This window comes from Bradyrhizobium sp. JYMT SZCCT0428 (assembly GCF_018131075.1).
Taxonomy (GTDB): domain Bacteria; phylum Pseudomonadota; class Alphaproteobacteria; order Rhizobiales; family Xanthobacteraceae; genus Bradyrhizobium.
Genome location: NZ_JAFCLS010000042.1, coordinates 18061 through 45036, shown reverse-complemented (window position 1 = coordinate 45036; position 26976 = coordinate 18061). Strand labels below are relative to the sequence as shown.

Below are 26976 nucleotides of genomic sequence, written 5' to 3'. Positions count from 1 at the left end.
TCCCCTGCCCGCCTGATAAACGGTCGCCATGCCCCTCAAGGTCGCCGCCTTCTACCAATTCGCTGCGCTGCCGGATTTCCGGGAGCTGCGCGAGCCCTTGCGCGCGTTCTGCGCGGGCCTCGGGCTGAAAGGCAGCGTGCTGCTGGCGCATGAAGGCATCAATGGGACGTTGGCCGGAGACGCCATAGCGATCGACGCCCTGGCCGAGGCGTTGCAGACCGGCGCCCTGTTCGGCGGCCGGCTCGACAACCTCGAACTCAAATTCTCGCAGGCCGCCGCGATGCCGTTTGCGCGGCTGAAGATCCGGCTCAAGAAGGAAATCGTAACACTGGGCGACGCAATTGCCGACCCGACCCGGCAGGTCGGCACCTATGTGGAGCCGGCCGACTGGAACGCGCTGATATCAGCGCCGGATACGCTCGTGATCGACACCCGCAACGCCTTCGAGGTCGCGATGGGGACGTTCGAAGGCGCGGTCGATCCCGGCATCAGGAGTTTTGGGCAGTTCAAGGATTTTGCCGCGCGGCAGCTCGATCCGGCCAAGCACCGCAAGATCGCGATGTTCTGCACCGGCGGCATTCGCTGCGAAAAGGCCAGCGCCTATTTGCTGGCGCATGGATTTAACGAAGTCTATCACCTCAAAGGCGGCATCCTGCGTTATCTGGACGGCGTGCCGAAAGAACAAAGCCGCTGGCGCGGCGAATGCTTCGTGTTCGACGAGCGCGTAGCGCTGGGCCACGGCCTGGAGGAGCGGCAAACCAACGGTGGCTCCCATGAGTGACACCAACGCGCTCGGCGAGCGCATCGACGCACTGGAAATGCGGCTGACGTTTCAGGACGTAACCATCGAGACGCTGAACCAGACCATCACCGAGCAGTGGAAGCAGATCGACGCCCTGACGCGCCAGCTCGCGGAGCTGAAGGATCGGCTGCAGGATGCCGAAAGCAATATCACCGGTCCGGTCAACGAACGGCCGCCGCATTATTGAGGCGACAACGGGAAACGGCCCCCACCAGGGAGGCCGTTCCACCAAACTCAACGCTAAAACGCTCTACTAGCGCTCGCGCTCGATGATGACCTTGCGGTCAGGATCGTAATCGCGCTTGCGCTTGATCACGACGGTCTCATCGCGATCACGGTACTCACGCTCACGGATCACTTCGCGGTCGCGATAGCGGTCACGGTCGGCGCGGCCGACGGTGACGCCAACGCCCGCCGGTCCAACGCCGACGCCCACGTCTTGCGCACTCACCGGCTGAACGAAGGAAATTCCGGCTACCGCGACGGCAGCCATGACAAGATGCTTGATCATCACATGTTCCTCTCTGTGAATCTCTGTGTTATCTGGGAGCAATTCGCGGTGATATGAATTGTTCCGGGGCAATCACGCGCGCTGCAATTGCACTACGCGCGTATGCCAAACCAGATCGCGAGCGCGATCATAGCAGCCACGATCACGGCCCAGACCACAGGCGCGACTTTCTTCGAACTGCCGCTACGCGGCGAGTTGTTGGCGGCGTGGTTGAATTCAGGCTTCATCACATCACCCGCCAGTAAGTGCTAGCGGAAAACCGCGAGCACCTTGTCCCACAGCGTTACGTTGGCGCGATCGCCGTCATGTTTCGACGGCGCCGGTTGCGCGGCGCTGGCGGGATCTGAGGCCGGAAAACTGCCCTCCAGCCCCGCATCGAGTTTTTCGTGCATTTCCCGATCGGCCAACAGCGCGTCACGGGGGTCATCGGCGTGCTTGTCATGCGCCGCGGGATTGAATTTCTCAGCCATGTGGTTCCTCCATTGCCGAGATAACGTCCCCGATCTGCGCCTGTTCCATATCTCGCCTTGGCCAAGCTGGAACCTGCTGTTATCAGAGGCATCAAATATCAGCCTTTCACGCAGGAACCTTTTGTTGACCCAGATATCCCAGAAGCCGTTTCTCGACGTGTTGTCCGGCCACCGTCAGCCGGTGCCGCCGGTCTGGATGATGCGGCAGGCCGGGCGTTATCTGCCCGAGTATCGCGAACTGCGCGCCAAGGCGGGCGGCTTTCTCGATCTGTGCTTCACGCCGGAATACGCCGCCGAGGTGACGCTGCAGCCGATCCGCCGTTTCAACTTCGATGCCGCGATCATCTTTTCCGACATTCTCGTCATCCCCTACGCGCTCGGCCGTTCCGTACGCTTCGAGGCCGGCGAAGGCCCGCGGCTCGACCCCATGGATACGCCGGAGCAGGTGACGGGCCTAGCCACGCAGGCCGACTTCGGCAAACTCGAACCGGTGTATGAAGCGCTGCGCCGCGTTCGCCGCGAGCTCGATCCCAACATCGCGCTGATCGGCTTCTGCGGCGCGCCGTGGACGGTGGCGACCTACATGGTCGCGGGCCAGGGCACGCCGGACCAGGCGCCGGCCCGGATGATGGCCTATCGCCATCCCGAGGCGTTTTCGAAGATCATCGACGTGCTGGTCGAGAATTCGATCCAGTATCTGCTCGGCCAGCTCAAGGCCGGCGCCGACGTGCTGCAGATCTTCGACACCTGGGCCGGCGTGCTGCCGCCGCGCGAATTCCGGCGCTGGTCGATCGAGCCGGCCAAACGCATCGTCGCGGGCGTGCGGGCGCAAGTGCCCGACGCCAGGATCATCGGCTTTCCGCGCGGCGCAGGTGCAATGCTGCCGGCTTACGTCGAGGCGACCGCCGTCAATGCCGTCAGCATCGACTGGGCGGCCGAGCCGTCATTGATCCGCGAGCGCGTGCAGAACCGCGTCGCCGTGCAGGGCAATCTCGATCCGCTGGCGCTGATCGCCGGCGGTGCGGCGCTCGATCGTGCGGTCGACGACGTGCTGGCGAATTACGCCAGCGGCCGGCTGATCTTCAATCTCGGCCACGGCATCCAGCCGGAAACCCCGATCGCGCATGTCGAGCAGATGATCAAGCGGGTGCGGGCGTACAGGGGTTAGCGCGCATCCTCCAAAATCATGTCGGAGGCCTTTTCGGCGATCATGATGGTGGGCGCGTTGGTATTGCCCGACATCAGATCCGGCATGATGGAAGCATCGACCACGCGCAGGCCCTCGATGCCGCGCACTTTCAGACGCTGATCGACCACCGCCAGCGGATCGTTGCCCATCCGGCAGGTCGAGGTCGGATGATAGACCGTGCTGCCGGTGCGGCGGCAGAAATCCAGCAACTCGTCGTCGCTCGCGACCTTCGGGCCGGGATCGACCTCGCCGACCGCAAACGGCTTTAGCGCGGGCGCCGCGAGAATCTTGCGCAATATCCTGATGCCATCGATGAAGGCGCGGCGGTCGGTTTCGGTCGCGAGATAATTGATACGGATTTCCGGCGCCACGCTGGGGTCGGCGCTCTTGATGCGCAGCGAGCCGCGGCTTTCGGGGCGCAGCTGGCAGACCGAGGCCGTGAAGCCCGATTGCGCATGCAGCTTCTCGCCCATCTTGTCGGTCGAGAACGGCAGGAAGTGAATCTGGATATCGGGCGAGGCCAGCCGCGGACTGGTCTTGAAGAACGCGCCCGAGGTGCCGGCCGCGATCGTCAGCGCGCCCTTGCGGAACGCCGCATATTGCAGGCCGGCCATCACCCGCCGAACCGGATTGTTGACGATGTCGTTCAGCGTGATGGATTGGGCGCAACGCGTCACCAGCCGGACCTGCAAATGATCCTGCAGGTCGTTGCCGACGCCTTGCGCGTCGAGGACCACCTCGATGCCGTGACTCTTCAGGAGGTCGGCGGGCCCGACGCCGGAGAGCTGCAGCAATTGCGGCGAATTATATGCGCCGCTGGAGACCAGGACTTCCCTGCGCGCCCGCGCAATGCGAACGCGGCCTTCCTGCTTGTACTCGACCGCTTTGGCGCGGCGGCCTTCGAACAAAATGCGCTGCGCCAATGCCGAGGTTTCGATGTGCAGATTGCTGCGGTTCCTGGCGGGGCGAAGATAGGAGAACGCCGAACTGGCGCGGCGGCCGCGCTGCGTCGTGGTCTGGAAAAATCCGGCGCCTTCCTGGGTCGCGCCGTTGAAATCCGGATTGGTGGGAATGCCGACCTCAGCCGCCGCAACGACAAAAGCTTCCGAGAGCGGATCGGCATGGCGCCAATCCGATACCGGCAGCGGGCCGCCTGTGCCGTGATACTTGTCGCCGCCGCGCTGCTGGTTCTCGGCCTTTTTGAAATAGGGCAGCACGTCGTCATAACCCCAGCCGGCATTGCCGCGCTGGCGCCAGCGATCATAATCCTCGTGCTGGCCGCGCACATAGAGCAGACCGTTGATCGAGCTCGAGCCGCCCAGCACTTTGCCACGCGGCTGAAACACCTGCCGGCCGTTCAAGCCCGGCTCGGGCTCGGTCTGGTACATCCAGTTGACGGACTTTTCCTTGAACAGCTTGCCGTAGCCGATCGGCACGTGGATCCAGAGATTGCTGTCCTTTGGTCCGGCCTCCAGCAGCAACACCGAATGCTTGCCGTCCGCGCTCAGCCGGTTGGCGAGCACGCAGCCGGCCGAGCCGGCGCCGACGATGACGTAATCGAATTCGGCAGCGTCATTATTATTGTTCATTGGTTTCCCCCGCGCGTTGCCGGCACGCCTCCCATCACAATGATGAAGTGGGATGGTTGCGGGCGATGCACCACTCGGATGCATCGCCACACGGGCCGCCGGCTAGGGAAAAGAGGTAGCGGGGGCGTCCGATAGGGTCAAGTTGCCGCAAGCTTTGAGAAATCCGGCGGGCGGCGCTCGGCGAATGCCGTGAAGGCTTCGCGCGCCTCCATCGTCTTCAACCGTTCCGCGAACCGTTCACTCTCTGCCAGTATTTGCGCCATCAACATCTCGGGATTGCGCATCAGCCGCTTGGTCGTGCTGACGGCACCGGCCGGTTGCCTGGCGAGACGTCCCGCAAGCGCCTTTGCCTCGGCATCGAGCCGGTCGAGCGGCACGACACGGTTGGCAATGCCCCACGCCAGCGCGGAGGCAGCATTCACGGATTCGCCGAGCGCAAACATCTCAAAGGCGCGCGCATAACCGATCCGAAGCGGCATCAGCAAGCTGGATGCGGCTTCCGGCACCAGTGCCAGATTGACGAACGGTGTTGAAAGCAGCGCGTTGTCGGCCAGCACCACGAGATCGCAATGCAGCAACATCGTGGTGCCGACGCCGACGGCGCGTCCGTGGACCGCGGCAACCAGCGGACGGCTGGATTGTGCGAGCGATTTCAGGAAGCGGCTGACGTGCCGCTCGCCCTGCATCTGGCCGGTGGCAATCGCCGCGAACTCGCCGACGTCGTTGCCGGCAGTGAACATGTCGCCTTCGCCCCGGATCAGGACCACGCGGACGGCGGGATCGGTTTCGGCGCCCTCGATTGCGTCCGCCAGCGCGCCGTACATTGCGTTGGTCAGCGCGTTCTTCTTGTCGGGCCGCGCCATCGTCAGGGTCAGGATGCCGCCGTCGTTTTCGATTTTGATGTGTTCGGTCATTGCACTTCTCCTCTTGGAAACCTGGTTTGAAAACTGGTGAGCCAGCGCGCGACGATTTCGATTTCGGCGTCGGTGAATCCCTCGGCGAGGCGTGCATTGATTTCGGCAAGCCCGGCCTTCGACTGCGCCAGTGCCACGCGGCCGACCGGCGTCAGCCAAAGCCGCCACGCGCGGCCGTCATCCGGATCGGCGCGCCGCTCGATCAGGCGAGCCGCCGTCATCCGGTCCACCAGGCCGCTGATGCCGGGCGGACCGAGGACCAGCGCCGCACCCGCCTCGCCCATCAGCGCCCCGTCGTGTTGACCGAGGATAAAGAGCAGGCCGGACTGCGCGGCCGTCACCCCGTTCCTCTCGGTCTTCGCCGCGACCCATCGCTGCAGCCGGCGCTGGGCGACGTTGAGCAGAAAGACCAGCCGGCGGTCCGGGCGGGAGGTCACTGGCGGACGCGCTTTTGGAATTTAGTTCGCATGCGAAATATCTACCCGAAGGCTGGGGGCTTGTCACTACTGAATGTGACGTCGCCTCCCTCGGCACCGAGCGAGGTTCCGCGGCCTTCACTGGTCGATCGCAAGCTCTGCTGCTTTGGGTTCACCCTCGGCGCCCGGCTGCAGCGGGGCGACGCCGCATGAGGCGGCCGCAGCAGATCCGCAATGCCGCCCGGCGGCAGCGGCTTGCTGAACAGGTAGCCCTGCATCTCGTCGCAGCCGTGCCGGCGCAAAAACGCCTGCTGCTCGATGGTCTCCACGCCCTCGGCCACGACCGTCATGCCGAGCGCCTTGCCCATGCTGATGATGGCCTGCGCGATCGCCTGGTCCTCCATGTCCTCCGCGAGGTCGCGAACGAAGGATCGATCGATCTTGATGGTGTCGATCGGGAATTGCTTCATCAGCGACATCGAGGAGTGACCGGTGCCGAAATCGTCGATGGCGATATGAATGCCCCGCCCCTCGATGCCGTCCAGCACACGCACGGCGCGCGCGACGTTCTGCATCACCATGCTTTCGGTGACTTCGAGCTGGAGCAGGTTCGGCGGCATGCCGCTGATCGCCAGCGCCGCATCGATGTCATGCAAAAGGCGCTCGTCGACGAACTGGCGCGGGGAAAGGTTGACCGCCATCGAGACCGGCCGCATCCCCTGGCGCTGCCAAATCATGTTCTGCGCGCAGGCTTCCCTGAGCACCCAAAGGCCGATCGGAACGATCAGGCCGGTTTCTTCGGCAAGCGGAATGAACTGGCACGGCGGCAGCATGGCTCCGTCCGGAGCCCGCCAGCGGAGCAGCGCCTCGACGCCGGTGATCTCGCCGGTGTTCAGATCGATCTTGGGCTGATAATGCAGCAGCAGCTCGTTGCGCTCCAGCGCATGCCGGAGGTTGGTTTCCATCGTGAGCCGCTCGATGGGCTGGGTCCTGGTGTCGCGAGTGAAAAACCTGAATCCGTCCTTGCCATCGCCCTTGACGAGATACATCGCTGTGTCGGCATTCGCGGTCAGGGTCTGAATGTCGGTGCCATCAGCCGGATAGATCGCCACGCCAAGCGAGGCGGTGACGTTACATTCGTGACCGCTGAGCTGGATCGGCTCACTCAAAATTCTCAGCAGGTCGCGCGCGACGCCTTCGACGTCCTCCCGCCCGGAAACATCCTCCAGAATGAGGACGAACTCGTCACCGCCAAGCCGGGCGACGACGTCGCAAGCGCGCAACGCTGCGCCGCAGCCGGGCGCCGATCTCGGCCAACAGCCGGTCGCCGGCGTCATGGCCGAGCGAATCGTTGATGACCTTGAAACGGTCGAGATCGATGAACAGCACGGCCAATTGCCGATCCTGGCGCCGCGCCGACTCGATTGCAAAGTGCAGCAGCTGGTTGAACGATTCGCGGTTCGGCAGATCCGTGAGGCTGTCGTGGGAGGCGAGATATTCGATGCGCTGATCCGCGATCGTTTTCGCGTCGGCGCGCTCAAAATTCTCCAATGCGAACGCGACATTGTCGGCAAGGCGCTGCAGCAGCTCGGTCAATTCAGGCGTGAATGCGTTGCGTTCCCTCGACAGGAACAACAGCGCGCCAAGCGCCTCTCCGCCGCGCATCAGCGGCAATGCCGCGCCCGACATGGTCGCACGGTCCCTGGCGCGATTGTAGAAGTGGCTGTTCACCGGAAAGTCGGCGAGATAGTCATTGCTGATGCACGCCTTGCGCGTACGCATCGCGATGCCGGTAACGCCCAGTCCTTCCGGGTGATGCGCATGCGCGGACAAGCGGAGATCGATCACGCGATCCCGTCCGGGCCCCGCCGCCGCGACCACCTTCAGAAACTCGTCGTCGGGGCGCGCCAGCGCAATGACCGTGGAGGTGAAATCACCGCCCAGCACCGCCGCTTCGCATACCCGCCGGAACAACTCCTCGCGCGTGGTTGCCCGCATGATCGCTTCGTTGGTGGCGCCCAGGGCGGCGAGCAGGCGCGCAATCCGCTCCTTCTGCCGTTCGGCAGCGCTTGGCTCGGCTTCCTGCGTCAGCCCATCCAGCCCGAACGAGACGTTTTCGACGATCCGCCCCATCAGGGCGGTCATCTCGTCATCGAGCCGGTCGCCGCCGCCAAAGAAGAAGTACATGACCCCTACGGTCCTGGCGCCGGCGGACAGCGGGAACACCGCACATGCCGCCAGCCCGGCTTTCTCCACCAGCGGCAACCACGGGCGCGAGCGCGGATCGTTGGGCACGTCGTTGCTGAGACAAGGCTTGCCTGTCCGGAATGCCGTCCCGCCCATGCCCTGTCCTTGTGGGATCGCGGGATCGCACGAGAAACGCAGGCTCGCGGTGATCTCGGGATAGACGCTCGCCTGCGCGGCCAGCCTGAACCAGGTGGTGTCAGGCTCGGGCAGGAAGATGGCGGCGCCCAGCAGTTTTCCCTGCTCGACCGTGGCCTCACAGACGCGCGTGAACATCTCGTCTTCCGAACGCGCCCGCATGATCGCTTCGTTGGTCGCGGTGAGCGCGGCGAACATCCGGGTGATGCGCGCCGTGGCCTTGTCGCGGTCAAAATTGTCCAGTGCAAAGGAGGCGTTTTCCGCCATGCGCTCGAGCAGGCCGACCGTTTCTTCGTTCAAAGCATCGGGTTGTTCCAGATAAAACAGCAATACGCCGATCGGTTTTTCGTGTCGCTTGATCGGCACGGCAGCGGCCGACCGGGCTCCGATCTGACGCGCCTGGACATGCCAGCGCTTGGTCCGTTCGTCGTTGGTGTAATCGTTGGAGACGAACGAGCGTCCGGTACGAAATGCGGACGGAGCCAGGCCCGTGCCATCGTCCGAATCCGCGTGGACCGAACTGGCATTGTCCGCGTTCTTCAGCGTATCGACGCCAAGGCCGGCGCCGGCAACACAACGCAACCGCCCGCTGCCGTCGGCGAGCAGCATGCCCGTGCCGAGGAACTTGCCGCCAAACACCGCAGCGTCGCAAACCCTTTGAAAAAGCTCATCCTCCGATTTAGCCCGCAGGATGGCTTCATTGGTCGCGCTGAGCGCTCCGAACATGCGCGCCAAATTGGTACGCAACATCATCGATCCCCTATGTCGCGGAGCAAGTTGACGTTTCGCCGCCAAACCAGGGTTATGAAAAGCGGTAAACAAGGAATGAATCGGGCTTAAGAATAACGGGCGGCTAAGATTTCTCGATCTTCGTAGGTAGTTCCCCGGACTGCTGCTTCGCCTTTGGGCATTGGCGGCCACGGATGGCATGCCGTCAGCCGGCGACACCGAGGCTCAAGACAGCGGCCCAACTCATTGGTTGCCCTTTGGTCCCAGCGGGAGGATGCTGCCCGCCAAGGGCAAAGGGAGCGCGACATGAGCAAGACAGGTCTCGACAATCGCCACCGCAACCACGATGGCGAAATCAGCCACAAGCACGGCGCCACGCTGGTTGGCACGTTTCGCAAGATTTACGGACAAGGATTCGCCGCCGGTTATCCGGCAACCGAGAAGCTGAGCGACGTTTTGCTTCAGCTCAACGAGACCTCGCTGAGCCAGCTTCGCCGGGATTACGAGACCGGCCACCTCGAACACAAGATCGCGAAATCCGCGAAGTAAGGCCCCCCGCACAGGTAAAGATCTGCATGGCGAAGATCCTGCTTTCGATGCAAGACTTGCAGGCACATGCGTTGGCAAAGCTCCGCAATGAACCCGGCTGCTCCAGCGTTCGCGGGATCGCCATCAATCGCGCCACGGATGAGCGGGCTGAGAACAATTGGTCGATGTGCGTGGTGTCCGCGGGCGACGCCGATGCCAACGCGGCGGCACGCGCCGCGCTCGATATCCAGAAGGCTTTGCGCCATGACTACAATCTGGAGGCGGAGTGACCGCCAGGGCTGCAGGCCCCGGTTCTCAGCCGAGGATTGACCGGTACAGGTCCAGATATCTATCTGCCATGCGGTCTACCGTGAAACGCGCCGATACCGCGGCACGGCAAGCAGCGCGATCGATCTCGTCGATGCGAGCTATCGCATCGACCGCCGCATCGAGGCTGTCGACCAGAAATCCGGTCACGCCATCGTCTATGAGCTCGGGCATCGATCCGCGGTTGCGGGCGATGACCGGCGTTCCGCAGGCGAGCGCTTCCACCACCGACAGACCGAACGGCTCGTCGAAATTGATGAGGTGAAGCAGCGCCCGCGCGGAGCCCAGAGTCTTCGCGCGTACCGTTCCGCCAACCGGGCCAAGATAGACTACGGATTCGTCGTCGAGTGCGGTCGCTACGTGCTCGTCGTAGTAATTCTGGTCCTGGACGATGCCGGCCATGATCAATTTCCGGCCGGATCGATCTGCCGCAGCGATCGCTTCAGCCGCCCCCTTGTCCGGGTGAATGCGACCGAAGAAGAGCAGATCTTCGCTGCCGTGCGGGTCGAACGGGAAATCCTCCAGCGGGATGCCATGGTGGATTGTTGCGGCATAGCGCAGGTCCGGATGGCGATCGGCGTCGCTGATGGCAACATAGTGGACGCGTTCTTCGTATTCCTTGTAGGCGGGCAGGATGCGCGCGGAAGAGAAACCGTGGATCGTCGTTACGACAGGGGTTCCGACCAGCCGCGAGAAGGCGAGCGGGACGAAATCGGCCTGGTTGTGAATCAAGTCGAACTGACCAGCCTGCTCAAAGACATGGGCGACATGGAGCATCTCCCACACCTTCGCGTCGATCGCGGTATCCTCGGAATAGGGCGCAGGGCAGACGGCATCGAGCTTGCCCGCCGTCCGGCTGTCCTTGGTGGCGAACAGGGTGATGTCGACACCGCGCGCGACCAAGGCCTCGGTCAAGAGACTAGTCACCTGCTCCCAGGGGCCGTAATGGCGCGGCGGTGTCCGCCAGGAGATCGGCGCCAGCATGGCAATGCGCACGTGATCATCCTTCTCTGCTGCGGGCTATCCGGCCTCGAGCACGACAGCTTCATTCGACCCTAGCAGGAGGGCACCGTCTTCGACCAGCGCCGCATCCGCGACCGTGGACAGCAGCACCCGGCTCCCGCGCCCCCAATCCGGCAACGGCAGTCGATGCGATTGTGCGCCGAGGTTGAGCGCCACAATCAGCCGCTCCGAACCGTGCCGGCGTTCGTAAACCAGCATTTCGTCGTCCACATTCAACAGAACGAAGTTGCCGATCGACAAAGCGCGGCGATTGCGTCTGAGCGCAAGCAACCGACGATAAAGCGTCAGGATGGATTGAGGTTCCTCCGACATTCGCGCCACGTTGCGCGTCGGCCAGTCGGCATTGAGCGGCAGCCACGGATGCGCTGTGGTGAAACCGGCATTTTCGCTGTCATCCCATGGCATCGGCGTGCGCACGGGATCCCGGCCCAACGCCAGACCGGGCTCACGCAACTCGCGCGGATCCCGTACTTGCGACGCTTCGATCATGACATCGCTCAAACCAAGTTCGTCGCCATAGTAGAGCGTGGGCGTGCCACGGAGCGTCAACAACAGCACCGCAGCGACGCGGGCCTGGGCCTGCCCACGCTTGGCCGCAACGCGCGGCCGGTCATGGTTGCCGAGCACCCAGTTTGGCCAGCCACCCAAAGGTAGCGCTGCCTCATAGCTGGTGATGACAGCCGCCAGGGCGCGCGCCTGCCACGGCGTATCGATGAGCTGGAAATTGAAGGGCAAGTGCACCTCCGGGCGCTCACCGCCGTAATAGTGCATCAGACGATCGACCGGCAGGTAGATCTCACCGATCAGAACCCGTTCGCCTTGTCCCCTGGCGCCATAGCCGTCGGCGATGTCGCGCATTTCGGCGGCGATCCGGTGCACCTCGGGCTGGTCTGTGGAATGGAGTTGAAGCAGGCGGTGCATTTCACCCATTTCGGGCCGATAGGCCGGGTTGGGCGGATTGTTCGGGAAGTCTGCGGCCTTCACCATGTGCCAGAGCACGTCGATGCGGAAGCCGTCGACGCCGCGATCGAACCAGAAACGCATCACGTCATACATCGCTGCCCGCACGGCTGGATGACGCCAGTTGAGATCCGGCTGCTCCTTCAGGAAGGCGTGGTAGTAATATTGTCCGGTGGTTTCGTCCCATTCCCAGGCCGAGTCGCCGAAATCGCTGATCCAGTTATTGGGCGGTCCGCCGTCAGCCGCAGCATCGTGCCAGATGTACCAATCTCTTTTCTGATTTTGCCGCGAAGCGCGGCTCTCGACGAACCATGGATGCTGGTCGGACGTGTGGTTGGGCACGAAATCGAGCAGAACCTTGAGCCCCCGCCGATGGGCTTGCATCAGCACGTCATCGAAGTCTGCCAGCGTCCCGAAGCGTGGATCGATGGCGCAATAGTCGGCAACGTCATAGCCAAAATCAACCATCGGCGACGGATAGATCGGGGAGATCCAGATCGCATCGACGCCAAGGCTGACAAGATCATCGAGCCGCCGCTCGATCCCTCTGAGGTCGCCTATGCCGTCACCATTGGTGTCCTGAAAGGAACGCGGGTAGATTTGATAGATCACGCCATTCTGCCACCAGGGCGCGGTCATGCCGACACCGCGTTTGGCAGGCGCGCCGGTTGCCGTTTACTGATCACGTGAGGTCGTCAAACTCGTCCACCTATCCACCGCGTCAACCCGACGGATTGCGACGAGCAGCGGCAAAACGACTCTGTTCCTGTTGCGATCGGAAGTCGACGGTTTTCTCCCGTTCTCGCGGCGCGAAGCGACACTAGGCCCTATCCAGGCATCCGATTGGGCAATTATGATGCCATCGATGAGGTGAAAAGCCATGATCGCCACCGCCTGCAAGAGGACCGACGCGACAACAACAAGAGCAAGGAGATCGTGATGAACCTGCCGAGGCATTTGCTGCCGACCACGGTGGTCGGAAGCTATCCGCAACCGGAATGGCTGGTGGACCGCGCGATGCTGTCGAAGGTGGTTCCGCGTACGCGCATGCATGCGATGTGGCGGCTGCCGCCGCAGCATCTGCAGGAAGCGCAGGACGACGCCACCATCGTCGCCGTCAGAGACATGGAGCGCGCCGGCATCGACGTGGTCACCGACGGCGAAATCCGCCGCGAAAGCTATTCCAACCGGTTTGCGACCGCGCTTGAAGGCATAGATGACGAGAAACCGGCGATGATCACCTCGCGCAGCGGACATGCGACGCCCGTGCCGCGCGTGGTCGGCCCGGTGAAGCGCAACGGCCCGGTCGAGCTCCACGACATGGAATTCCTGCGCAAGAACACCGACCGCGCGGCCAAGATCACGCTGCCCGGCCCGTTTACGATGAGCCAGCAGGCCAGGAACGAGTTCTACAAGGACGACGAAGAACTCGCGATGGCGTTTGCGGAAGCCGTCAACGCCGAAGCACTGGACCTGCAAAAGGCCGGCGCCGACGTGATCCAGCTCGACGAGCCCTGGGTCCGCAACAATCCGGACCTCGCAAGGCGCTATGCCGTCAAGGCCATCAACCGCGCATTGGCCGGCATCACTGTGCCGACGGTCGTGCATCTGTGCTTCGGCTATGCCGCGGTCGTGCCGGGTTCGACCAAGCCGGCGGGTTATTCGTTCCTCGCCGAACTCGCCGACACCAGCGCCGAACAGATTTCGATCGAGGCCGCGCAGCCGAAGCTCGATCTCGGTGTGCTCAAGGATCTCTCATCGAAGAAGATCATGCTGGGCGTGCTTGATCTCGGTAATCCCGAGATCGAGACGGCCGCCATCGTCGCCGATCGCATCCGCAACGGCCTCAAGCATGTCGCGGCCGAACGCCTGGTGGTGGCGCCCGATTGCGGCATGAAATACATGCCGCGCCACGTCGCATTCGGAAAGCTGAAGGCGATGTGCGAGGCAGCTGCGATCGTGCGCAAAGAGATCAGCTAAGGTGTGGCGTGTTTCGGTTGATTGAACGCTCCCGTCATCCTGAGGTGCGAGCGTAGCGAGCCTCGAAGGATGGGCCACGGGCACATTCATCCTTCGAGGCGCGCAAGGGCGCGCACCTCAGGATGACGAGAGACCTGCAAGGACCTATACCTCGGCGTAGAGTTCGATGACGTTGTCCTCGGGGTCGCGGAAGAACAGCGCACGATGGTGCCAGCTCGGTATGTCCCGGGGCGGGCTCAGGATCGTCACCCCCTTGGATTGCAACGTCGCATAACAGGGATCGATCAGATGCGGCGCAACCCGGAAGGCGAGCTGGACCGCAGCCGAGCCGGGAGCAAACGGACCATCGTGCCACGCAGCCCAGGGACCGCGCGGCCTCAAGGTGAGCAGCGCGGAGCCGACCTGAAAGCTGACCCAGTTCTCACTGTCGTGAGCGAGCGGAAAGCCCATCACGTCGAGATAGAACTGCCTGGTCTCCTGCATCTTCGAACACAGCAGAATGGTGTAGTCGAGATTGCGAATGTCACCCAGACTCATGCAGCTGCCATCCTTGATAAAAATCGATCTGAAATGACTGGCCACGCCGCGAGATGGCCAACGAAAATGATAGCTCTTATGGGGCTACATCGTCAAAGCAGCTTGGCGCGAACGAACAGCGCGCGCAACGCGGCGGTCGCCTGCACCGTCAGCATCGCATTGTCAGCGGCGCCTCGCAGCGTACGGACCGCATCGGCGTGCAACGACTTGAACTCGATCCATTCGACCGAGCTCAGATTGGTGATAAACTGATAGGCCTGGCCGACGGTACCGATCGATACCGTCTTGCCGTTCAAACTGATCTTGAACGTGGCCCGCAGCGGCGTATCGGAATTGGAGACGTTATTCGCAATCATGATGGCGACGTCGAACGTCGCGACGCGGTCAAGCCCTCACTCAGGCTCGGCACCACGACGAGGCGCTTGACCTGCCCGTTTCGATAGGCCTGCAGGAACTTGTCGTATTCCTTGATCGAGACGCAGCCGTTGGAATCGCCGTTGGGCCCGAGCAGGTAGGAGTGCACCAGCAATCCGGTTCGTCCGAGGGTGTCGGCATCACCCACCGGCGTCATGCGAAGCGCCGCGACACCGTGAAACAGCTTCTCCCGCGGCTTCAGATCATAGACGTTCGGCGGCGTCGCCCCGACCATGCGCATGGCGACCGAGGCTGGATTGTCCATCAGGCCGCCGAGGCCTGAATGCGCCTCGAGCTTGGCGCCGTTCGGCATATAAACGGTCCGCGCTGAGATGTCGTAGACGGCGGTAAAGTTGTCATATCCGAGCGCGCCGAGATCCGGCTTGTTGACGAACAAGCCGTCGCCCGGCGTCAACGACGCGAGCGTAAAGCGCATCGGCACCATATCGGCCAGCTTCTGGAACATGGTCCGGTCATCCGACCGGGCCGGCGGAGGCGGCGACGGATCAACCCTGAGCGCCAGACTGGCTTCGGCCGGCCGCGACCTCGGCAGCGGAATCGCGGGCCCGGACGGCGAGGCGGGCTGGTCGGCCTGCGCATCCGGCGACAGCTCGGCCAGCTGGCTTTCGATGTGACCAAACTCGGCGTCGAAATCCGTTCGCGCCGGACGGAAGACGGGACGCGAGGGATACCTGATCGACGGCGCGTTGCGCGCCGAGCCCGATCCGAACCTGTCATCGAACGAGAATGCGCCGGCGCTTTTGGCGGCTTGTGGATTTCGTAGCCAGGCAACGAGATCAACATTCATCGACCAGGCGGCCAGCGCCGACGTCACCACGAGCAAGGCAGCGGCGAAGGCGGCCTTGCCGATCCATGGAAAACCGCGGCTCGAATCAGGCCCGGTCGTGCTGGTGGTCCTGTTATCCATCCGTCCCCGGCTCGGCGCTTCGGAATCAGACCTGATGCCGCAAGGGATTCACCGAATAAGCCCAAATATAATGCAATTCAAAGTAAGGCATAATCGAGACACCGGACCACGGCTAGGGTCACCAATCGAAACCGCAGCGACTCGGGTAATCTTGGTAAACAGCCGCCGGTTCCAGGTGTGACATTAATGAAGGCACGCTCAGGGCCGGAGCGTCGGGCTGGTATTCGGCGCAGGCGCCTGTTCCAGCTCGGAATCTTCCGGCAGCTTGTCCGCATGCACCGATAGCGCGGGCCCGATCCAGATCGGATCGGCAAGATGGTCGCGGCGCGGATTGGTCGTGTTCGGGTGGACCAGAACGCTCAGCCTGCCATGATTCAGCATCAGCCAGGGCACCAGTTCAGGGAACACCTCCTTGGCAAAGGCCACCTGGTACATCGCCCGATCGTGGGGGCCGACCTTGACGTCGTGCCACCGGCCGAGCGTCACCGAAAAGCGCTCGCCGATCCAGCCGCGCAACTGCTCGGCCTCGCCCCGCGTCGCCGCCGGATCGTAATAGATATGGGCGTGGTAGCTGGCGATCTCGCTCAGGGGTCGCGGACCATCCTTCTCCGGCAACTCGCTCATCCCAACCGCTCCGCCTACCGTTCAAACCGGTCGCGATGATCGCTGGTGCCGAGGGCGCGGTCAATCCGCAGAGGCGGCCTTCCCGCGCTTGCTGCTCTCGTAAACGGTCATCCCGGCGGCAGGATCGAGGTCGGTCTCGGTCGCCTCGGTCAGGCGCGCCATCATCATGTAGAAACCGATCGTCATGATCGATTCGACGATCTCCTGCTCGCTGAAATGCGCGCGCATCCCGGCAAACACCGGCTCAGGCACACGCACATTGTCGACCACTTCCCGGCCAAAGGCCAGCAGCGCCTGTTCGGCTGCATTGAACGCGGCGTCGGCGTAATTGCCCTGTTCGATGCAGTCGATCTGCGGCTGCGTGACGCCGACCCCGAGCGCGATCGGGACATGCTGGCGCCATTCATAGGCGCCGCCTTCCCGCTGCGCGGCCTGCAGAATGAGCAATTCGCGATTGGCGTGGCTGAGCTTCTGCTTGTGCAGGATGGAATTGGCGAAGCGCATCGCGGGAATAAAATTGGTCTCGGCATGCGCCAGCATCCGGAAGATGTTCAGCTTCACCGGCATCCTGTCGAACGCCGTGCGGGTGTCGCCGCTGGTCTTCTCGGGGTCGATCAGGGGTAATCTGGCCATGTGCGTTTCCTTGTGTTTGCTGTTTTTTCGACGTTGACCGGCGGCTCAGCGCGCCCTGACTTCGCGGATCGGATCGGAGCCGTCCCAGGTGGCCGCGATCTGCTTGATATGCTCGAAGAACCGTCCCTTGCCACCGCTGATGTCGGAGATCTCGACGATGGTGCCGGGATGGGATTCCGTATCGAAATAGCAGAAGCGGCCGTGCTCGCCGCCGATCTGACCTTCGTGCCCGACCTTGTAGCCCAGCGACAGCGCGCGGTCGTAGAGCGCCTGATAATCCCTCGTCCAGTACGACATGTGCTGCATGCCTTCGCGCCCGGAATCGAGAAACTCCCTGTACATGGAGGGTGCGTCATTCCGTTGCTGGATCAGTTCGATCTGAAGATCGCCGGAATTGGCGAGCGCGATACTCATCTCCACGCCGGACTCGGCACCGCGGTGGCGGAAATAGTCGGTCTTGACCCGGTCGATGTAGAACCAGGGCCCGACGCCCATCACGTTGATCCAGTGATCCATCGCAGCGCGGATGTCACGCACCACATATCCGTTCTGACAGACGGCGCCAAAAATGCGGCTCATGTTACCCTCCGTTGTCGGCGGCATTCGCCCACCTGTTGCGCCTGACGTTGTTTCCGCTTCCGCGCCTCAGGTCAGGTGAAAACCTTCATATCCGCGCGCGGCGATCTGCGCGCAGCGGTGCCGGTAACCTTCCCCGACATAGGGCATGAAAACGCGCGGTTTTCCGGCGATGTTCGCGCCGAGGTACCAGGAGTCCGCTTTCGGAAACAACGTGCGTTCGGCCATCTCGGCGACATGCGCCATCCAGGCGCGCTCGGCTGCGGGATCGGGCTCAATGATCCGAAAATCCTGCGCGCGCATATGGTCGATGCAGTCGGTCAGCCAGTCGACATGCTGTTCGCAGGCGTTGATCATGTTGCCGATCACCGACGGACTGCCGGGTCCGGTGATGATGAACAGGTTGGGAAAGTCAGCCACGGCGATGCCGAGATAGGCGCGCGGTCCCTCGGCCCACGCGTCCTGCAGACGAAGCTCATTTCGTCCGCGAATATCCATCGCGAACAGCGCGCCGGTGATGGCGTCGAAGCCGGTCGCGAACACCAGCGCGTCCAAATCGAACTGGCGCGCCGAGGTCTTGACGCCGTCCGCCGTCAGCGCTTCGAGCGGTTCTTCCTTGAGATTCACCAGTTCGACATTGTCGCGGTTGAAGGTCTCGTAATAATTTGTATCGACGCAGATGCGTTTGACGCCCAATGGATATCCCGAAGGGCTCAGCGCCGCGGCGGTTGTGGGGTTTTTGACGATCTGGCGGATCTTCTCGCGCACGAAATCGCAGGCGACGTCGTTGACGGCCTCATGGGTCAGGAGGTTCGGGAACGACAGCAAAAACCCGCCGCCTCCTTCCTGCCAAAGCTCCTCGTAGCGCCGCCATTGTTCGTCGCGCGAGGGTATCGGCGCCTCGAACGCTGACGAATTTACGCGGCCGGCATTCGGACTTGCGAGGCTCTCGCAGTAGGCCGGAAAGGCCGCTTCGAACTGCTTGAAGTCCTCGTCCCCAAGCGCGCGGTTGCGCGCCGGCACAGAGAAATTCGGTGTGCGCTGGAACACCACGACGTGTTTGGCGGCTTCCGCGATCAGCGGAATCGCCTGCACGCCCGATGACCCCGTGCCGACGACGCCGACGCGCAGACCGGAGAAGTCGACCTCCTGTTCCGGCCAGCGGGCGGTGTGGTAGATCGGACCGCGAAAGCTCTCCAGCCCCGGCGTCTTCGGGCTGTTCGGCACCGACAATGCACCTGTCGCCATGATGCAGAAGCGGGCGCGGATCTGGTCGCCGCGATCGGTCCGCACCAGCCAGCGCCCGCTCGCTTCATCGAAGGAGGCGGAAACAACGCGGGTCTGAAACCGCAGCAGGTCGCGCAGTTGGAAGCGATCGGCGACGAATTTGGCGTAGTCCAGTATCTCGCTTCGTGCGGCGTATTTCTCCGACCAGCGCCACTCCCGCCGCAACTCCTCCGACCAGGTGTAGGAATAATAAAGGCTCGGAACGTCGCAGCGCACGCCGGGATAGCGGTTCCAGTACCAGGTGCCGCCGACTTCGGGGGCGGCTTCGAAGCCGATGACGGAGAGGCCCTTATCGCGCAGCCGGTGCAGCGCATAGAGGCCACCAAAACCTGCGCCGACCACGACCGCGTCATAATCGCCTTCGACCGCCGCGCGTTCGGCGCGATTCCCCGTGTCTTGCTTGTTCGCCTGAGTTGCCATGGCCTGTTTCCTGTCAGCCGATCGAACGGCCGCCGTCGATCACGAGTTCGGTGCCCGTGACGTAGCGGCTCTCGTCACTAGCGAGCCACAGAATGCCGCTCGCGATGTCTTCCGGCATCGCCTTGAAACCGAGCGGCACCGCGCGTTCGGTCAGCTTGTCCAGGGTCGCGCCGCGCGGCGGCCCCGAATTCAAACCCTCCTCGGCGGTGCCGATCAGCGTGTCCCAGATCGCGGTTTCGGTGATGCCGGGGTGAAGCGAGTTGACCCGCACCCCGTCCTTGGCGGCGGCGCATTCCAGCGCGACGGACTTTGTGAACAGGCGAACGCCGCCCTTGGTCGCGCAATAGCCGGATACGTTTGGCGAGGCCTTGAGTCCCGCAATCGAGGAAACATTGATGATGCTGCCGCCACCGCCTGCGCGCATCAGCGGAAGCGCGGTTTTGACGCCGAGGAAGACGCCATCGAGGTTGACGGCGACCTGCCTGCGCCAGTCGGCGAGCGACATGTCGACGACCGGACTGGAGAGACCGATTCCGGCGTTGTTGACGAGCACGTCGAGCCGGCCGAACCGCGCCTTGGTCTTTGTTATCACCGACTGCCAGTCATCCTCGCTGGTCACGTCGTGATGGAAATATTCCGCCTCGCATCCGGCCGATCGTAGTTCGCCCAGCAAGCGTTCACCATTCTCGTCCTGCAGATCGGTCGCGACGATCTTCGCGCCCTCGCGGGCCAGAAGGATGACCGCGCCCCGCCCGATCCCGTTGGCGGCGCCGGTCACCAGCGCGACCTTGCCTTCGACCCGCCGTTTCATGCGCTCTGCCCGTTCACGCAAAATCCTCCCGGTCCGGTCGGGCGCCGTTCTTGGAAACGTTTTCACGATTGAGCTTGATGTTTCCGCTGATGTCAATATTAATAGGTAAAGTGCTTCAAATAACGTTTCCAGAACCAGTTTGATTTTGAGCCGACCGGGCTCGAACGCAAACGAATCCGGGCACTTGGGACGAGACAGCGGGCAAGCAGGACCGATGGCCAGAACCCAGCCGACCTCATCCCTTCGGCCGACCATCCGCGATGTCGCCGCGCAAGCCGGCGTGTCGGTCAGCAGCGTCAGCCGGGTATTGAACCGCGAGCCGCACATCAGTCCTGAACTGCACGCCCGGATCATGCGCGTCGTGGACCGCCTTGGCTTCGAGCCAGATTCCGCCGCGCAGGCACTGCGCTCGCGCGCGAGCAACACGATCGGCTGCATGGTCTCTGATATCTCCAACCCGCTCTACAGCGAGATGGTGAACGCCGCGGAAGAGGAATTGCAACGCGCCGGCTACGTCCTGATGCTCGGCGCAACCCGGCACGCCGAGGAACGCGAAACCGCGTTCATATCCGCGGTGCGCCGGCGGCGGATGGATGGATTGCTGCTGTTCGCCGGAGACAACACCCACAAGGATTTTACAAGCGCGCTGGCTACGCTCGACCTGCCCTGTGTCGGGATCGACCGCGAGGTGCCGGGCGCGCCGTCGGTGCGCGCCGATCATCGCAGCGGCGGCTTTGAGGTGACGCGCTATCTCATCGGCCTCGGCCATCGCCGTATCGCGCTGCTGACCGGGCCCGCGGCGGTGCTGCCGAGCACCGAGCGGGTAGCCGGATATCGGCAGGCGCATGTCGAAGCCGGACTTGATGTCGATCTCGATCTCGTCCGCCCGCAGGTGCACGGCTCGGGCATCGCCTTCAGCGACGTCTGCCAGTTGCTGCAAGGGCCAGCGCCGCCCACCGCCATCATCACGCTGGGAACGCATATGCTCGCCAGCGTGATGGACGCGCTCGCCAGCAACGGCATTCGCTATCCGGGCGACATCTCGCTGGTGTGTATCGGCGATACGGATCTGGCCCGGCACGCGACGCCGGCCATCAGCACGCTGACATGGGACTTGAGCGAAATCGGCCGGATCGCCGCAAAAACCCTGCTTGAGCGGGTGCGCGACGGCGATCAGGCCCAGGACACAAGGCCGATTTATCTGCCGACCCGATTCATCCTTCGACATTCCTGCGCCGAGCCGCGCGCCAAATGATTTGAGGACCTGCCTGCCTATTTGCCTGCTCTAGCGACCATCAAAAAAGAAAATACCGGAAACCCAAGGGAGTTGCGTATGAAGTTCCGCACAACGATGCTGACGTTGCTGACGCTCGTATTGGCTACCTGTTCGGCAAGGGCCGAGGACGCGTCGGACTACCCCTCCAGAAAAATAAAAATGCTGTTGCCGTTCGCGGCCGGTGGCGGCGGCGACGTGATCGGCCGGCTGCTGGCCGACAAGATGGGCAAGCGCCTGGGGCAGACCATTTTCGTCGAAAACCGCACGGGAGCGGCCGGCACCATCGGCACGCAAATGGTCGCGACCTCGCCGGCGGACGGTTACACCATCATGATCGGTGGCATGACCACGCATGTGCTTGCGCCCGCGTCCTATACCAGCCTGCCCTACGATCCGATCAAGGATTTTGCAGTCATCGGCCGCATCGGAACGTCGGCGATCCTGGTGGTGGCCTCGAAGGATTTTCCGGCGAGCGACCTGCGCGGCCTGATCGCTATGGCGAAAAAGGGCGATCAGATCCAGTACGGATCCTGGGGCGTAGGCTCGACCGGGCATTTCTGCGCGGAGATCCTGTCGCAGAAGGCCGGCATCAAACTCGAACACGTGCCGTTCAGCGGCGCGGCCAAGATTGCTAACGATCTGATCGGCGGCCACATCTCGCTCGGCACGCTGGATATGGCCACAGCGACGCCGCTGGTGAAGGATGGAAAGGTAAAGGCGCTGGGCACATGCGGGGATCGCTCGCCAAGCCTGCCTGAAGTCGCAACCTACAAGGACCAGGGGATCGATTTTGAGCGCAGCCTGTCCTGGGTCATGTACGCGCCCGCAGGCATTCCCGACATCGCCGCGAAGAAGCTTTCAGCTGCACTGCAGGAATCGATCGCCGAAGCGGACATGACCGAACGGCTGCTCGCGCTCGGCGTCACCGCGGACTTCATCCCCGGAGACCGGCAGCGCGACATCAATTTGCGCGACATCGAAGCCTGGAAGGTGGTCGCCAGAGAAGCCAAGATCGAGATCAAGTGAAGGAGCGGGCGATCCGGCCGAAATTGCCGGAGCGCCGCGCCCTCACCACGCTCAGTTCTTCTTGCCGAACAGCACCGGAAGCTGGCGCGGGCCGCGCACCGTGCCTTCCGACCAGGTGACCTTGCCGGCCGGATCGAGCCTGAAGTCCGGAATTCGCTTCAGCCATTCCTCGATCGCGACCGTCATTTCCATGCGGGCGAGGTTGGAGCCGACGCAGCGGTGAATGCCGAGGCCGAACGCGGCATGGCGGTTCTCCTTGCGGTCGATCACCACCTTGTCGGCGTCGGGAAACATCGCGGGGTCGCGGTTGGCCGCCGGGAACGACAGCAGCACCATGTTGCCCGGCTTGACCGGGCAGCCGCTTATGGTGGTTTCCTTCATCACTTCGCGCGCCATCGTGACCGGCGAGTAGGCCCGCAGAAACTCCTCGATCGCGCTCGGCATCAATTCCGGCTCCGCGATCAGCCGGTCGCGGTCCGCGGGCGTATTCGCCAGATGCCACAGCGAGGAGCCGATCGCGCTCCAAGTGGTATCGATGCCGGCAATCAGCAGCAGGCGCAGCGAACCCAGTACCTGGGAATCTTCCAGCGGATTGCCGTCCTTGTCCTTGGCCTTCATCAGCGTCGAGATCAGATCGTCGGTCGGATGCGTCTTGCGATGCTCGATATGGCCGGCGAAATACGCGCTCATCTCCTGCACCGCCTGCACCAGCATGCTCTCGTTCTTGATGCTGAGCTCAAGGATCATGTGGATCCATTTGACGAACAGATCGCCATCCTTCTCGGGAATGCCGAGCATGTGCGCGATGGCGCGCACCGGAACATGCTTGGTGTAGCGCGCCGCGGCGTCGCATTGGCCGTCTTCGATGAATTCGTCGATCAGCTCGTTGCAGATCGCGCGGACCCGCGGCTCCAACTTCGTCATCGCGTCCGGCGTGAACGGCGGCAGCAGCAATTGCTTGGCCGGCTTGTGCTCGGGCGGATCTGACGTGATCGGAGGCGCGGCGTTGCGCTGCACTTCAGGCCGCACGTCGCGCACGATGACGCGCCGCGAGGAGAAATGCTCGGTGTCGTAGGCGATCTCCTTCACCGCCTGATAGGTGGTCGGCAGATAGCAGCCGAGGAAACGCTTGGTGTGCACGACAGGGCATTCATTGCGCAACTCGTCCCAGATCGGAAACGGATTCTCGGTCCAGCGCGGATCGGTATGATCGAAATCGTTGACCCAATCGGTGACCGGAGGATGTTCGGGCATCATGCTGACGGAATCGGACATCGCGCAAATTCCTTTTGCTTGGTTCGTTCAGGACGAGCTTGATTTCAGGACCGGACGATCGCCCCTATTCTTCCTGCACTTCGATCGCGATTTCGGGGCAATTGGTCTGGGCCAGCCAGGCCTTGTCTTCCAGGCCCGCGGGGACCGAACCGTCGCCGACTTCATGGGCATTTCCGAATTCGTCGAGCTCGAACAGTTCCGGCGCCAGCGACTTGCAGCGTGCGTGTCCCTGACATTTGTCCTGATCGACGCGGATCTTCAGCTTTCCCGACATGCGAGCGCTCCTTCAAACCGCGCGCGCTCAACCGGCGCGTCGCATTTCCTCATGTTGATTTGGGCGTTGCCAGCCGCGGCCGGCCGCCTCTTCAAGTTATATCCTATTACATTATCGTCGCGATTGTGCTGTCAAGCGGAAAGTTATAGATCATTACACTGAATGCCGCCTCGCCCTGCACGTAAAGCGCTCAACACCTATCACCATGGGGATCTCCGCGATGCCCTGGTTCAGGCCGCGCTCGGGGAGGTGGAACTCGGCGGTCCCGAAGCGATCAGCATCAGCGCGCTGGCCAAGAGGCTCGGCGTCTCGCAGCCGGCTCCCTACAAGCATTTTGCCGACCGCGAGAGCCTGTTCACGGCGGTAACGGCCGAAGCCTTCCGCCAGTTCAACGCCATCCTGCGCGAGTCGATCGGAAAACCCTCCAGGCGTTCGAAGCTGTCGCGCCTGGCGCAAGCCACATTGGATTTCGGTCTTCGCCGCAACGGCGTCTACCGCCTGATGTTCGCCTCACGGATCATGGCATGCGCACCCAAGGGCAGCGAGCTGCACGTCGCCGCGATGGAAACCTTCGAGCTGCTGCTGGAATCCCTCGAAGCGCCCGCGGTGGGATTGCTGCGCGAACGCAGCGCCCTGCAAATCTGGGCTGCACTGCACGGCGTGGTCATGCTGGCCGAACAGGGACTTCTCACCGGCCAGCTAGCCAATGTCAGCCGGGAAGAGCTGGTCGAAGATATCGTCAAGCAGACCAAGCTGGCGCTGGCGGTGGCCATCAAGGCGGCGGACAAGAACGGCCGATAAGGCTCGGCCGGTCCTCATGGTGCGGCGTCCGCAAATCCGTTACCATGGAGCTTGCGTAGCTGTTGCCGGAAAGCGGCTGCCCTGGATGCGAGTGGGCCGGTGCAAGTTCGATTGAAAATGAGATTTGCGCACACCCGGCCGGCGCGAACCGGCCGGCGGCTGGCGCTCGGGATATTGCTGTCGCTGTGCTGTTCCGGTCTGGCGTTCGGCCAAAACAACAGCAAGGACAATGGCGAGGACGAAGATGAACCGGCCAAGCCGAAGCCGGTATTGCCTAACATCTATCTCGACTTGCGAACGATCTACACCACCCTGCCGGCCGGTACGCTCTCGATCGGCTTCAACGCGCCGCCACTCTTGTCGACGCTGTCGGGCCTGACGTCGCTCGGGACCCTATCGTCGCCGGCCAGCCGAAGCGTCAGTCTCGACATTCCCGTGACGGTTGACGTCAACGAGTGGCTGTCGGTCTACGGTGGCGTCAGCGGCGCTTCGTCCCAATCGGGCAGCCTGCCCTGGTCGTCGTTCGATATCTACGGTTTTACCGTCGGATTTCAGGCCGACCTCTATCAGCAAAACGGCGGCATGTTTCCAACGGTGACGATACAGAGCAACGCATCGCGATCGATTTCCGACGCGCCATTGGCCACGACCTCCTACAATACGATCCTCGAATTCGGCTACGCGCTGAACGCGGACGAAACGCGGGGACTGCTCGCCGGCGCGCAGTACACAAAAATCATCGTCGATTCCATCTTCGCTGAAGTGAAGCCTGGCTATGTCGGCTATGTCGGCGGCTACTATCAGTGGGACAACAACTGGAAGCTGACCGGCCGCTTCGGCGTGCAATCGTTCGGCGGCGCGCAGCTTCTCAATCTCACGCCGTTCCCGGCCTTCACCCAGCCGATCGTACGGCTCGATCTCGACCGCATGGACGATGACGACAACCGCCTGTTCGGCGTCACCGCGCAGATCGCCTGGACGCCGAAGCCGTCCTATCAGCTGACGGTGAGGACGCCGCTCTATGCGATCAAGAATTAAGGCGCATTCCGGCACCCGCGGATGCCGCCGCTGATCACACTGACACATTCACATCCAGGAGAAGACATCATGACATCCAGCGACGGCGCACGGACGCTCAAGGGCAAGGTTGCATTGGTCACCGGCGCGGGCCGCGGGCTCGGCCGCGCCTTTGCGGAAAAACTGGCTGCGATGGGCGCCGACGTCGCGATCCACGGCATGCGCGAGAACGGACCGGCGGAATATGGCGAGGGATCGACGCTGACGGCGGTCGCGGAAGATATCGCCAAGGCGCATGGCGTGCGCACCATTCGCGTGCTCGGCGATCTCACGCAAGGTGCCGACATCGCCCGCGTGGTCGAGACCACGACGCAAGAACTGGGGCCGATCGAGATCCTGGTCCACAACGCCGGCGGCGACATCGCCGCCAGGGGCGGCAAGCCGGATCCGAACGACGCCATCGGCATCAGGGAAGAGGACGTGCGCGCGGTGCTCGATCGCAACCTGCTCAGCACGATCCTGACCTGCCAGGCGGTGGCGCAGGAGATGATGAAGCGGCGCCAGGGCCGCATCGTCACCATCGGCTCGGTCGCGGCCTTCAAGGGCCGCACCAACGGTTCAATCTATGCCGTCGCCAAAGCCGGCATGACGCATTACACGCGCTGCCTCGCCGATCAGCTGCGCGCCTACGACATCAATGTGAACTGCATCGCGCCGGGCGACACCCGCACCGGCCGCTTCATGGGCACGCGCGCGGTCGACCAAAATCGACTGGTCGAAACCGGCACGCTCGACCGCATCGCCACCGTCGATGAAGTCGCGCGCGTCGTCGAGATGTTCGCAGGTCCGATGGGGGCGTTCGTCTCAGGACAGGTGTTGCGCGTCGACGGCGCCGGGCAGTGCTGGGCGGCCTGACACCCGCTCTCTCAACTGATCAAACTCGCCGGAATTGTAGGTGGCGCCATCGGGCGTAATGATCTCCACGTCCCAGCAGCCGTCCGATATCAGTTCATCGGCCTTTTTCATCGCGGCCAGCACCGACTCCCGCCGCAAGGTCACAGTTCCCGATGTATCGAGCGCGGTAATGAGAAATACCATGGGCGGCTCCTGTTTCGGATTCGCCCCAGTGTGGCTGGGAATACGGCCGGGTCAAGCGGCATGAATTGTGGGCCAAAAATTGTGGACCAAGAGAAGAAAACCCTACCCCGGAACGGCGGCGGGAAAGGGACTTCCACGTTCTGGCCACAGATTGCATAC

General features: G+C 63.0%; 32 protein-coding genes. 11 read left to right on the top strand and 21 right to left on the bottom strand.

From position 1 onward, the window contains the following. The first annotated feature begins 28 nt into the window (after positions 1-28). Positions 29-781, top strand: a complete 753-nt coding sequence (locus JQ575_RS32795) for a rhodanese-related sulfurtransferase (protein ID WP_212037308.1) — start codon at positions 29-31, stop codon at positions 779-781. After that, positions 774-989, top strand: a complete 216-nt coding sequence (locus JQ575_RS32790; RefSeq protein WP_212037307.1) for a SlyX family protein — start codon at positions 774-776, stop codon at positions 987-989. Before JQ575_RS32795 ends, JQ575_RS32790 begins: the two co-directional genes overlap by 8 nt. 66 nt (positions 990-1055) lie before the next feature. On the opposite strand, the gene JQ575_RS32785 is transcribed toward JQ575_RS32790, so the two are convergent. From JQ575_RS32785 to JQ575_RS32780, 3 genes are all read right to left on the bottom strand, one after another. After that, positions 1056-1313, bottom strand: coding sequence for a hypothetical protein (locus JQ575_RS32785; protein WP_249167059.1), 258 nt, complete (start codon positions 1311-1313; stop codon positions 1056-1058). Between the two features lie 92 nt (positions 1314-1405). Further along, positions 1406-1540 carry a hypothetical protein gene (locus JQ575_RS45835; protein ID WP_283842665.1) on the bottom strand — a complete coding sequence of 45 codons (135 nt, stop codon included), beginning with the start codon at positions 1538-1540 and terminating at the stop codon, positions 1406-1408. Positions 1541-1561: 21 nt separating this feature from the next. Continuing rightward, on the bottom strand, positions 1562-1783 hold the full coding sequence (locus JQ575_RS32780; RefSeq protein WP_212037306.1) for a hypothetical protein: 222 nt from the start codon (positions 1781-1783) through the stop codon (positions 1562-1564). Positions 1784-1907: 124 nt separating this feature from the next. On the opposite strand from JQ575_RS32780, the gene hemE reads away from it, so the two are divergent. Beyond that, positions 1908-2951 carry a uroporphyrinogen decarboxylase gene (hemE, locus tag JQ575_RS32775; RefSeq protein ID WP_212037305.1) on the top strand — a complete coding sequence of 348 codons (1044 nt, stop codon included), beginning with the start codon at positions 1908-1910 and terminating at the stop codon, positions 2949-2951. On the opposite strand, the gene JQ575_RS32770 is transcribed toward hemE, so the two are convergent. The 5 genes from JQ575_RS32770 to JQ575_RS32750 form a co-directional block, all read right to left on the bottom strand. After that, a complete protein-coding gene (locus tag JQ575_RS32770; RefSeq protein ID WP_212037304.1) occupies positions 2948-4561 on the bottom strand; it encodes a GMC family oxidoreductase in 1614 nt (537 codons plus the stop codon). The two genes, hemE and JQ575_RS32770, sit on opposite strands and share 4 nt — an antisense overlap. A gap of 137 nt (positions 4562-4698) precedes the next feature. After that, on the bottom strand, positions 4699-5475 hold the full coding sequence (locus JQ575_RS32765) for an enoyl-CoA hydratase (protein WP_212037303.1): 777 nt from the start codon (positions 5473-5475) through the stop codon (positions 4699-4701). Further along, a complete protein-coding gene (locus JQ575_RS32760) occupies positions 5472-5912 on the bottom strand; it encodes a MarR family winged helix-turn-helix transcriptional regulator (protein WP_312016064.1) in 441 nt (146 codons plus the stop codon). Before JQ575_RS32760 ends, JQ575_RS32765 begins: the two co-directional genes overlap by 4 nt. 41 nt (positions 5913-5953) lie before the next feature. Next, positions 5954-7174: a bifunctional diguanylate cyclase/phosphodiesterase gene (locus JQ575_RS32755; protein WP_212037302.1), complete on the bottom strand. Its 1221-nt coding sequence runs from the start codon at positions 7172-7174 to the stop codon at positions 5954-5956. After that, positions 7137-9194 (bottom strand): sensor domain-containing diguanylate cyclase, encoded by a 2058-nt coding sequence (locus tag JQ575_RS32750; protein WP_212037301.1) that lies wholly within the window; start codon positions 9192-9194, stop codon positions 7137-7139. Before JQ575_RS32750 ends, JQ575_RS32755 begins: the two co-directional genes overlap by 38 nt. A 114-nt stretch (positions 9195-9308) precedes the next feature. On the opposite strand from JQ575_RS32750, the gene JQ575_RS32745 reads away from it, so the two are divergent. Both JQ575_RS32745 and JQ575_RS32740 read left to right on the top strand, forming a co-directional pair. Next, positions 9309-9551 (top strand): hypothetical protein, encoded by a 243-nt coding sequence (locus JQ575_RS32745; protein WP_212037300.1) that lies wholly within the window; start codon positions 9309-9311, stop codon positions 9549-9551. A gap of 26 nt (positions 9552-9577) precedes the next feature. Further along, positions 9578-9820, top strand: coding sequence for a hypothetical protein (locus JQ575_RS32740; RefSeq protein ID WP_212037299.1), 243 nt, complete (start codon positions 9578-9580; stop codon positions 9818-9820). A 25-nt stretch (positions 9821-9845) separates the two neighbouring features. Here the strand turns inward: JQ575_RS32740 and JQ575_RS32735 are convergent, their stop codons facing one another. Next, positions 9846-10853: a glycosyltransferase family 4 protein gene (locus JQ575_RS32735; protein ID WP_212037298.1), complete on the bottom strand. Its 1008-nt coding sequence runs from the start codon at positions 10851-10853 to the stop codon at positions 9846-9848. 24 nt (positions 10854-10877) lie between these two features. Next, positions 10878-12479, bottom strand: coding sequence for an alpha-amylase family glycosyl hydrolase (locus JQ575_RS32730; protein WP_212037297.1), 1602 nt, complete (start codon positions 12477-12479; stop codon positions 10878-10880). 300 nt (positions 12480-12779) lie between these two features. Between JQ575_RS32730 and JQ575_RS32725 the strand changes: the two genes are divergently transcribed. Then, positions 12780-13820, top strand: a complete 1041-nt coding sequence (locus JQ575_RS32725; RefSeq protein ID WP_212037296.1) for a uroporphyrinogen decarboxylase family protein — start codon at positions 12780-12782, stop codon at positions 13818-13820. Between the two features lie 144 nt (positions 13821-13964). Here the strand turns inward: JQ575_RS32725 and JQ575_RS32720 are convergent, their stop codons facing one another. From JQ575_RS32720 to JQ575_RS32685, 8 genes are all read right to left on the bottom strand, one after another. Beyond that, on the bottom strand, positions 13965-14357 hold the full coding sequence (locus JQ575_RS32720) for a VOC family protein (protein WP_212037295.1): 393 nt from the start codon (positions 14355-14357) through the stop codon (positions 13965-13967). 92 nt (positions 14358-14449) lie between these two features. Next, positions 14450-14713, bottom strand: coding sequence for a hypothetical protein (locus JQ575_RS32715; protein ID WP_212037294.1), 264 nt, complete (start codon positions 14711-14713; stop codon positions 14450-14452). Then, entirely contained in the window at positions 14710-15699 is a 990-nt protein-coding gene (locus tag JQ575_RS32710; protein ID WP_212037293.1) for a DUF2778 domain-containing protein, read from the bottom strand. Before JQ575_RS32710 ends, JQ575_RS32715 begins: the two co-directional genes overlap by 4 nt. A gap of 198 nt (positions 15700-15897) precedes the next feature. Then, complete coding sequence (locus JQ575_RS32705) at positions 15898-16323, bottom strand: DOPA 4,5-dioxygenase family protein (RefSeq protein ID WP_212037292.1); 426 nt, start codon at positions 16321-16323, stop codon at positions 15898-15900. Between the two features lie 60 nt (positions 16324-16383). Continuing rightward, entirely contained in the window at positions 16384-16956 is a 573-nt protein-coding gene (locus tag JQ575_RS32700; RefSeq protein ID WP_212037291.1) for a carboxymuconolactone decarboxylase family protein, read from the bottom strand. Positions 16957-17001: 45 nt separating this feature from the next. Beyond that, on the bottom strand, positions 17002-17535 hold the full coding sequence (locus JQ575_RS32695) for a VOC family protein (protein ID WP_212037290.1): 534 nt from the start codon (positions 17533-17535) through the stop codon (positions 17002-17004). Positions 17536-17601: 66 nt separating this feature from the next. Further along, positions 17602-19239 (bottom strand): NAD(P)/FAD-dependent oxidoreductase, encoded by a 1638-nt coding sequence (locus JQ575_RS32690; RefSeq protein WP_212037289.1) that lies wholly within the window; start codon positions 19237-19239, stop codon positions 17602-17604. A gap of 13 nt (positions 19240-19252) precedes the next feature. Beyond that, positions 19253-20050 carry an SDR family NAD(P)-dependent oxidoreductase gene (locus JQ575_RS32685; protein ID WP_212037288.1) on the bottom strand — a complete coding sequence of 266 codons (798 nt, stop codon included), beginning with the start codon at positions 20048-20050 and terminating at the stop codon, positions 19253-19255. A 214-nt stretch (positions 20051-20264) separates the two neighbouring features. On the opposite strand from JQ575_RS32685, the gene JQ575_RS32680 reads away from it, so the two are divergent. Both JQ575_RS32680 and JQ575_RS32675 read left to right on the top strand, forming a co-directional pair. Beyond that, entirely contained in the window at positions 20265-21305 is a 1041-nt protein-coding gene (locus JQ575_RS32680; protein WP_212037287.1) for a LacI family DNA-binding transcriptional regulator, read from the top strand. Positions 21306-21383: 78 nt separating this feature from the next. Beyond that, complete coding sequence (locus tag JQ575_RS32675) at positions 21384-22352, top strand: tripartite tricarboxylate transporter substrate binding protein (protein WP_212037286.1); 969 nt, start codon at positions 21384-21386, stop codon at positions 22350-22352. A 51-nt stretch (positions 22353-22403) separates the two neighbouring features. On the opposite strand, the gene JQ575_RS32670 is transcribed toward JQ575_RS32675, so the two are convergent. Both JQ575_RS32670 and JQ575_RS32665 read right to left on the bottom strand, forming a co-directional pair. Beyond that, positions 22404-23627 (bottom strand): cytochrome P450, encoded by a 1224-nt coding sequence (locus JQ575_RS32670; RefSeq protein ID WP_212037285.1) that lies wholly within the window; start codon positions 23625-23627, stop codon positions 22404-22406. A gap of 64 nt (positions 23628-23691) precedes the next feature. Then, positions 23692-23901, bottom strand: a complete 210-nt coding sequence (locus JQ575_RS32665; protein WP_192740598.1) for a ferredoxin — start codon at positions 23899-23901, stop codon at positions 23692-23694. 162 nt (positions 23902-24063) lie between these two features. Between JQ575_RS32665 and JQ575_RS32660 the strand changes: the two genes are divergently transcribed. The 3 genes from JQ575_RS32660 to JQ575_RS32650 all read left to right on the top strand — a co-directional run bounded on the left by JQ575_RS32660 (position 24064) and on the right by JQ575_RS32650 (position 26634). After that, complete coding sequence (locus JQ575_RS32660; RefSeq protein WP_212037284.1) at positions 24064-24702, top strand: TetR/AcrR family transcriptional regulator; 639 nt, start codon at positions 24064-24066, stop codon at positions 24700-24702. A 117-nt stretch (positions 24703-24819) separates the two neighbouring features. Further along, a complete protein-coding gene (locus tag JQ575_RS32655) occupies positions 24820-25740 on the top strand; it encodes a hypothetical protein (RefSeq protein WP_249167058.1) in 921 nt (306 codons plus the stop codon). A gap of 69 nt (positions 25741-25809) precedes the next feature. Then, on the top strand, positions 25810-26634 hold the full coding sequence (locus JQ575_RS32650) for an SDR family NAD(P)-dependent oxidoreductase (RefSeq protein WP_212037283.1): 825 nt from the start codon (positions 25810-25812) through the stop codon (positions 26632-26634). Here JQ575_RS32650 and JQ575_RS32645 read toward each other — a convergent pair. Then, positions 26584-26817, bottom strand: a complete 234-nt coding sequence (locus tag JQ575_RS32645; RefSeq protein WP_212037340.1) for a hypothetical protein — start codon at positions 26815-26817, stop codon at positions 26584-26586. The two genes, JQ575_RS32650 and JQ575_RS32645, sit on opposite strands and share 51 nt — an antisense overlap. Between the last annotated feature and the right edge of the window lie 159 nt (positions 26818-26976).

Coding starts and splice junctions, on each gene's coding strand:
- JQ575_RS32795 (WP_212037308.1), top strand. CDS start 29: ATGCCCCTCAAGGTCGCCGCCTTCTACCAATTCGCTGCGCTGCCGGAT.
- JQ575_RS32790 (WP_212037307.1), top strand. CDS start 774: ATGAGTGACACCAACGCGCTCGGCGAGCGCATCGACGCACTGGAAATG.
- JQ575_RS32785 (WP_249167059.1), bottom strand. CDS start 1,313: ATGATCAAGCATCTTGTCATGGCTGCCGTCGCGGTAGCCGGAATTTCC.
- JQ575_RS45835 (WP_283842665.1), bottom strand. CDS start 1,540: ATGAAGCCTGAATTCAACCACGCCGCCAACAACTCGCCGCGTAGCGGC.
- JQ575_RS32780 (WP_212037306.1), bottom strand. CDS start 1,783: ATGGCTGAGAAATTCAATCCCGCGGCGCATGACAAGCACGCCGATGAC.
- JQ575_RS32770 (WP_212037304.1), bottom strand. CDS start 4,561: ATGAACAATAATAATGACGCTGCCGAATTCGATTACGTCATCGTCGGC.
- JQ575_RS32765 (WP_212037303.1), bottom strand. CDS start 5,475: ATGACCGAACACATCAAAATCGAAAACGACGGCGGCATCCTGACCCTG.
- JQ575_RS32745 (WP_212037300.1), top strand. CDS start 9,309: ATGAGCAAGACAGGTCTCGACAATCGCCACCGCAACCACGATGGCGAA.
- JQ575_RS32740 (WP_212037299.1), top strand. CDS start 9,578: ATGGCGAAGATCCTGCTTTCGATGCAAGACTTGCAGGCACATGCGTTG.
- JQ575_RS32730 (WP_212037297.1), bottom strand. CDS start 12,479: ATGACCGCGCCCTGGTGGCAGAATGGCGTGATCTATCAAATCTACCCG.
- JQ575_RS32725 (WP_212037296.1), top strand. CDS start 12,780: ATGAACCTGCCGAGGCATTTGCTGCCGACCACGGTGGTCGGAAGCTAT.
- JQ575_RS32720 (WP_212037295.1), bottom strand. CDS start 14,357: ATGAGTCTGGGTGACATTCGCAATCTCGACTACACCATTCTGCTGTGT.
- JQ575_RS32715 (WP_212037294.1), bottom strand. CDS start 14,713: ATGATTGCGAATAACGTCTCCAATTCCGATACGCCGCTGCGGGCCACG.
- JQ575_RS32710 (WP_212037293.1), bottom strand. CDS start 15,699: ATGGATAACAGGACCACCAGCACGACCGGGCCTGATTCGAGCCGCGGT.
- JQ575_RS32705 (WP_212037292.1), bottom strand. CDS start 16,323: ATGAGCGAGTTGCCGGAGAAGGATGGTCCGCGACCCCTGAGCGAGATC.
- JQ575_RS32700 (WP_212037291.1), bottom strand. CDS start 16,956: ATGGCCAGATTACCCCTGATCGACCCCGAGAAGACCAGCGGCGACACC.
- JQ575_RS32695 (WP_212037290.1), bottom strand. CDS start 17,535: ATGAGCCGCATTTTTGGCGCCGTCTGTCAGAACGGATATGTGGTGCGT.
- JQ575_RS32690 (WP_212037289.1), bottom strand. CDS start 19,239: ATGGCAACTCAGGCGAACAAGCAAGACACGGGGAATCGCGCCGAACGC.
- JQ575_RS32685 (WP_212037288.1), bottom strand. CDS start 20,050: ATGAAACGGCGGGTCGAAGGCAAGGTCGCGCTGGTGACCGGCGCCGCC.
- JQ575_RS32680 (WP_212037287.1), top strand. CDS start 20,265: ATGGCCAGAACCCAGCCGACCTCATCCCTTCGGCCGACCATCCGCGAT.
- JQ575_RS32675 (WP_212037286.1), top strand. CDS start 21,384: ATGAAGTTCCGCACAACGATGCTGACGTTGCTGACGCTCGTATTGGCT.
- JQ575_RS32670 (WP_212037285.1), bottom strand. CDS start 23,627: ATGTCCGATTCCGTCAGCATGATGCCCGAACATCCTCCGGTCACCGAT.
- JQ575_RS32665 (WP_192740598.1), bottom strand. CDS start 23,901: ATGTCGGGAAAGCTGAAGATCCGCGTCGATCAGGACAAATGTCAGGGA.
- JQ575_RS32660 (WP_212037284.1), top strand. CDS start 24,064: ATGCCGCCTCGCCCTGCACGTAAAGCGCTCAACACCTATCACCATGGG.
- JQ575_RS32655 (WP_249167058.1), top strand. CDS start 24,820: ATGAGATTTGCGCACACCCGGCCGGCGCGAACCGGCCGGCGGCTGGCG.
- JQ575_RS32650 (WP_212037283.1), top strand. CDS start 25,810: ATGACATCCAGCGACGGCGCACGGACGCTCAAGGGCAAGGTTGCATTG.
- JQ575_RS32645 (WP_212037340.1), bottom strand. CDS start 26,817: ATGGTATTTCTCATTACCGCGCTCGATACATCGGGAACTGTGACCTTG.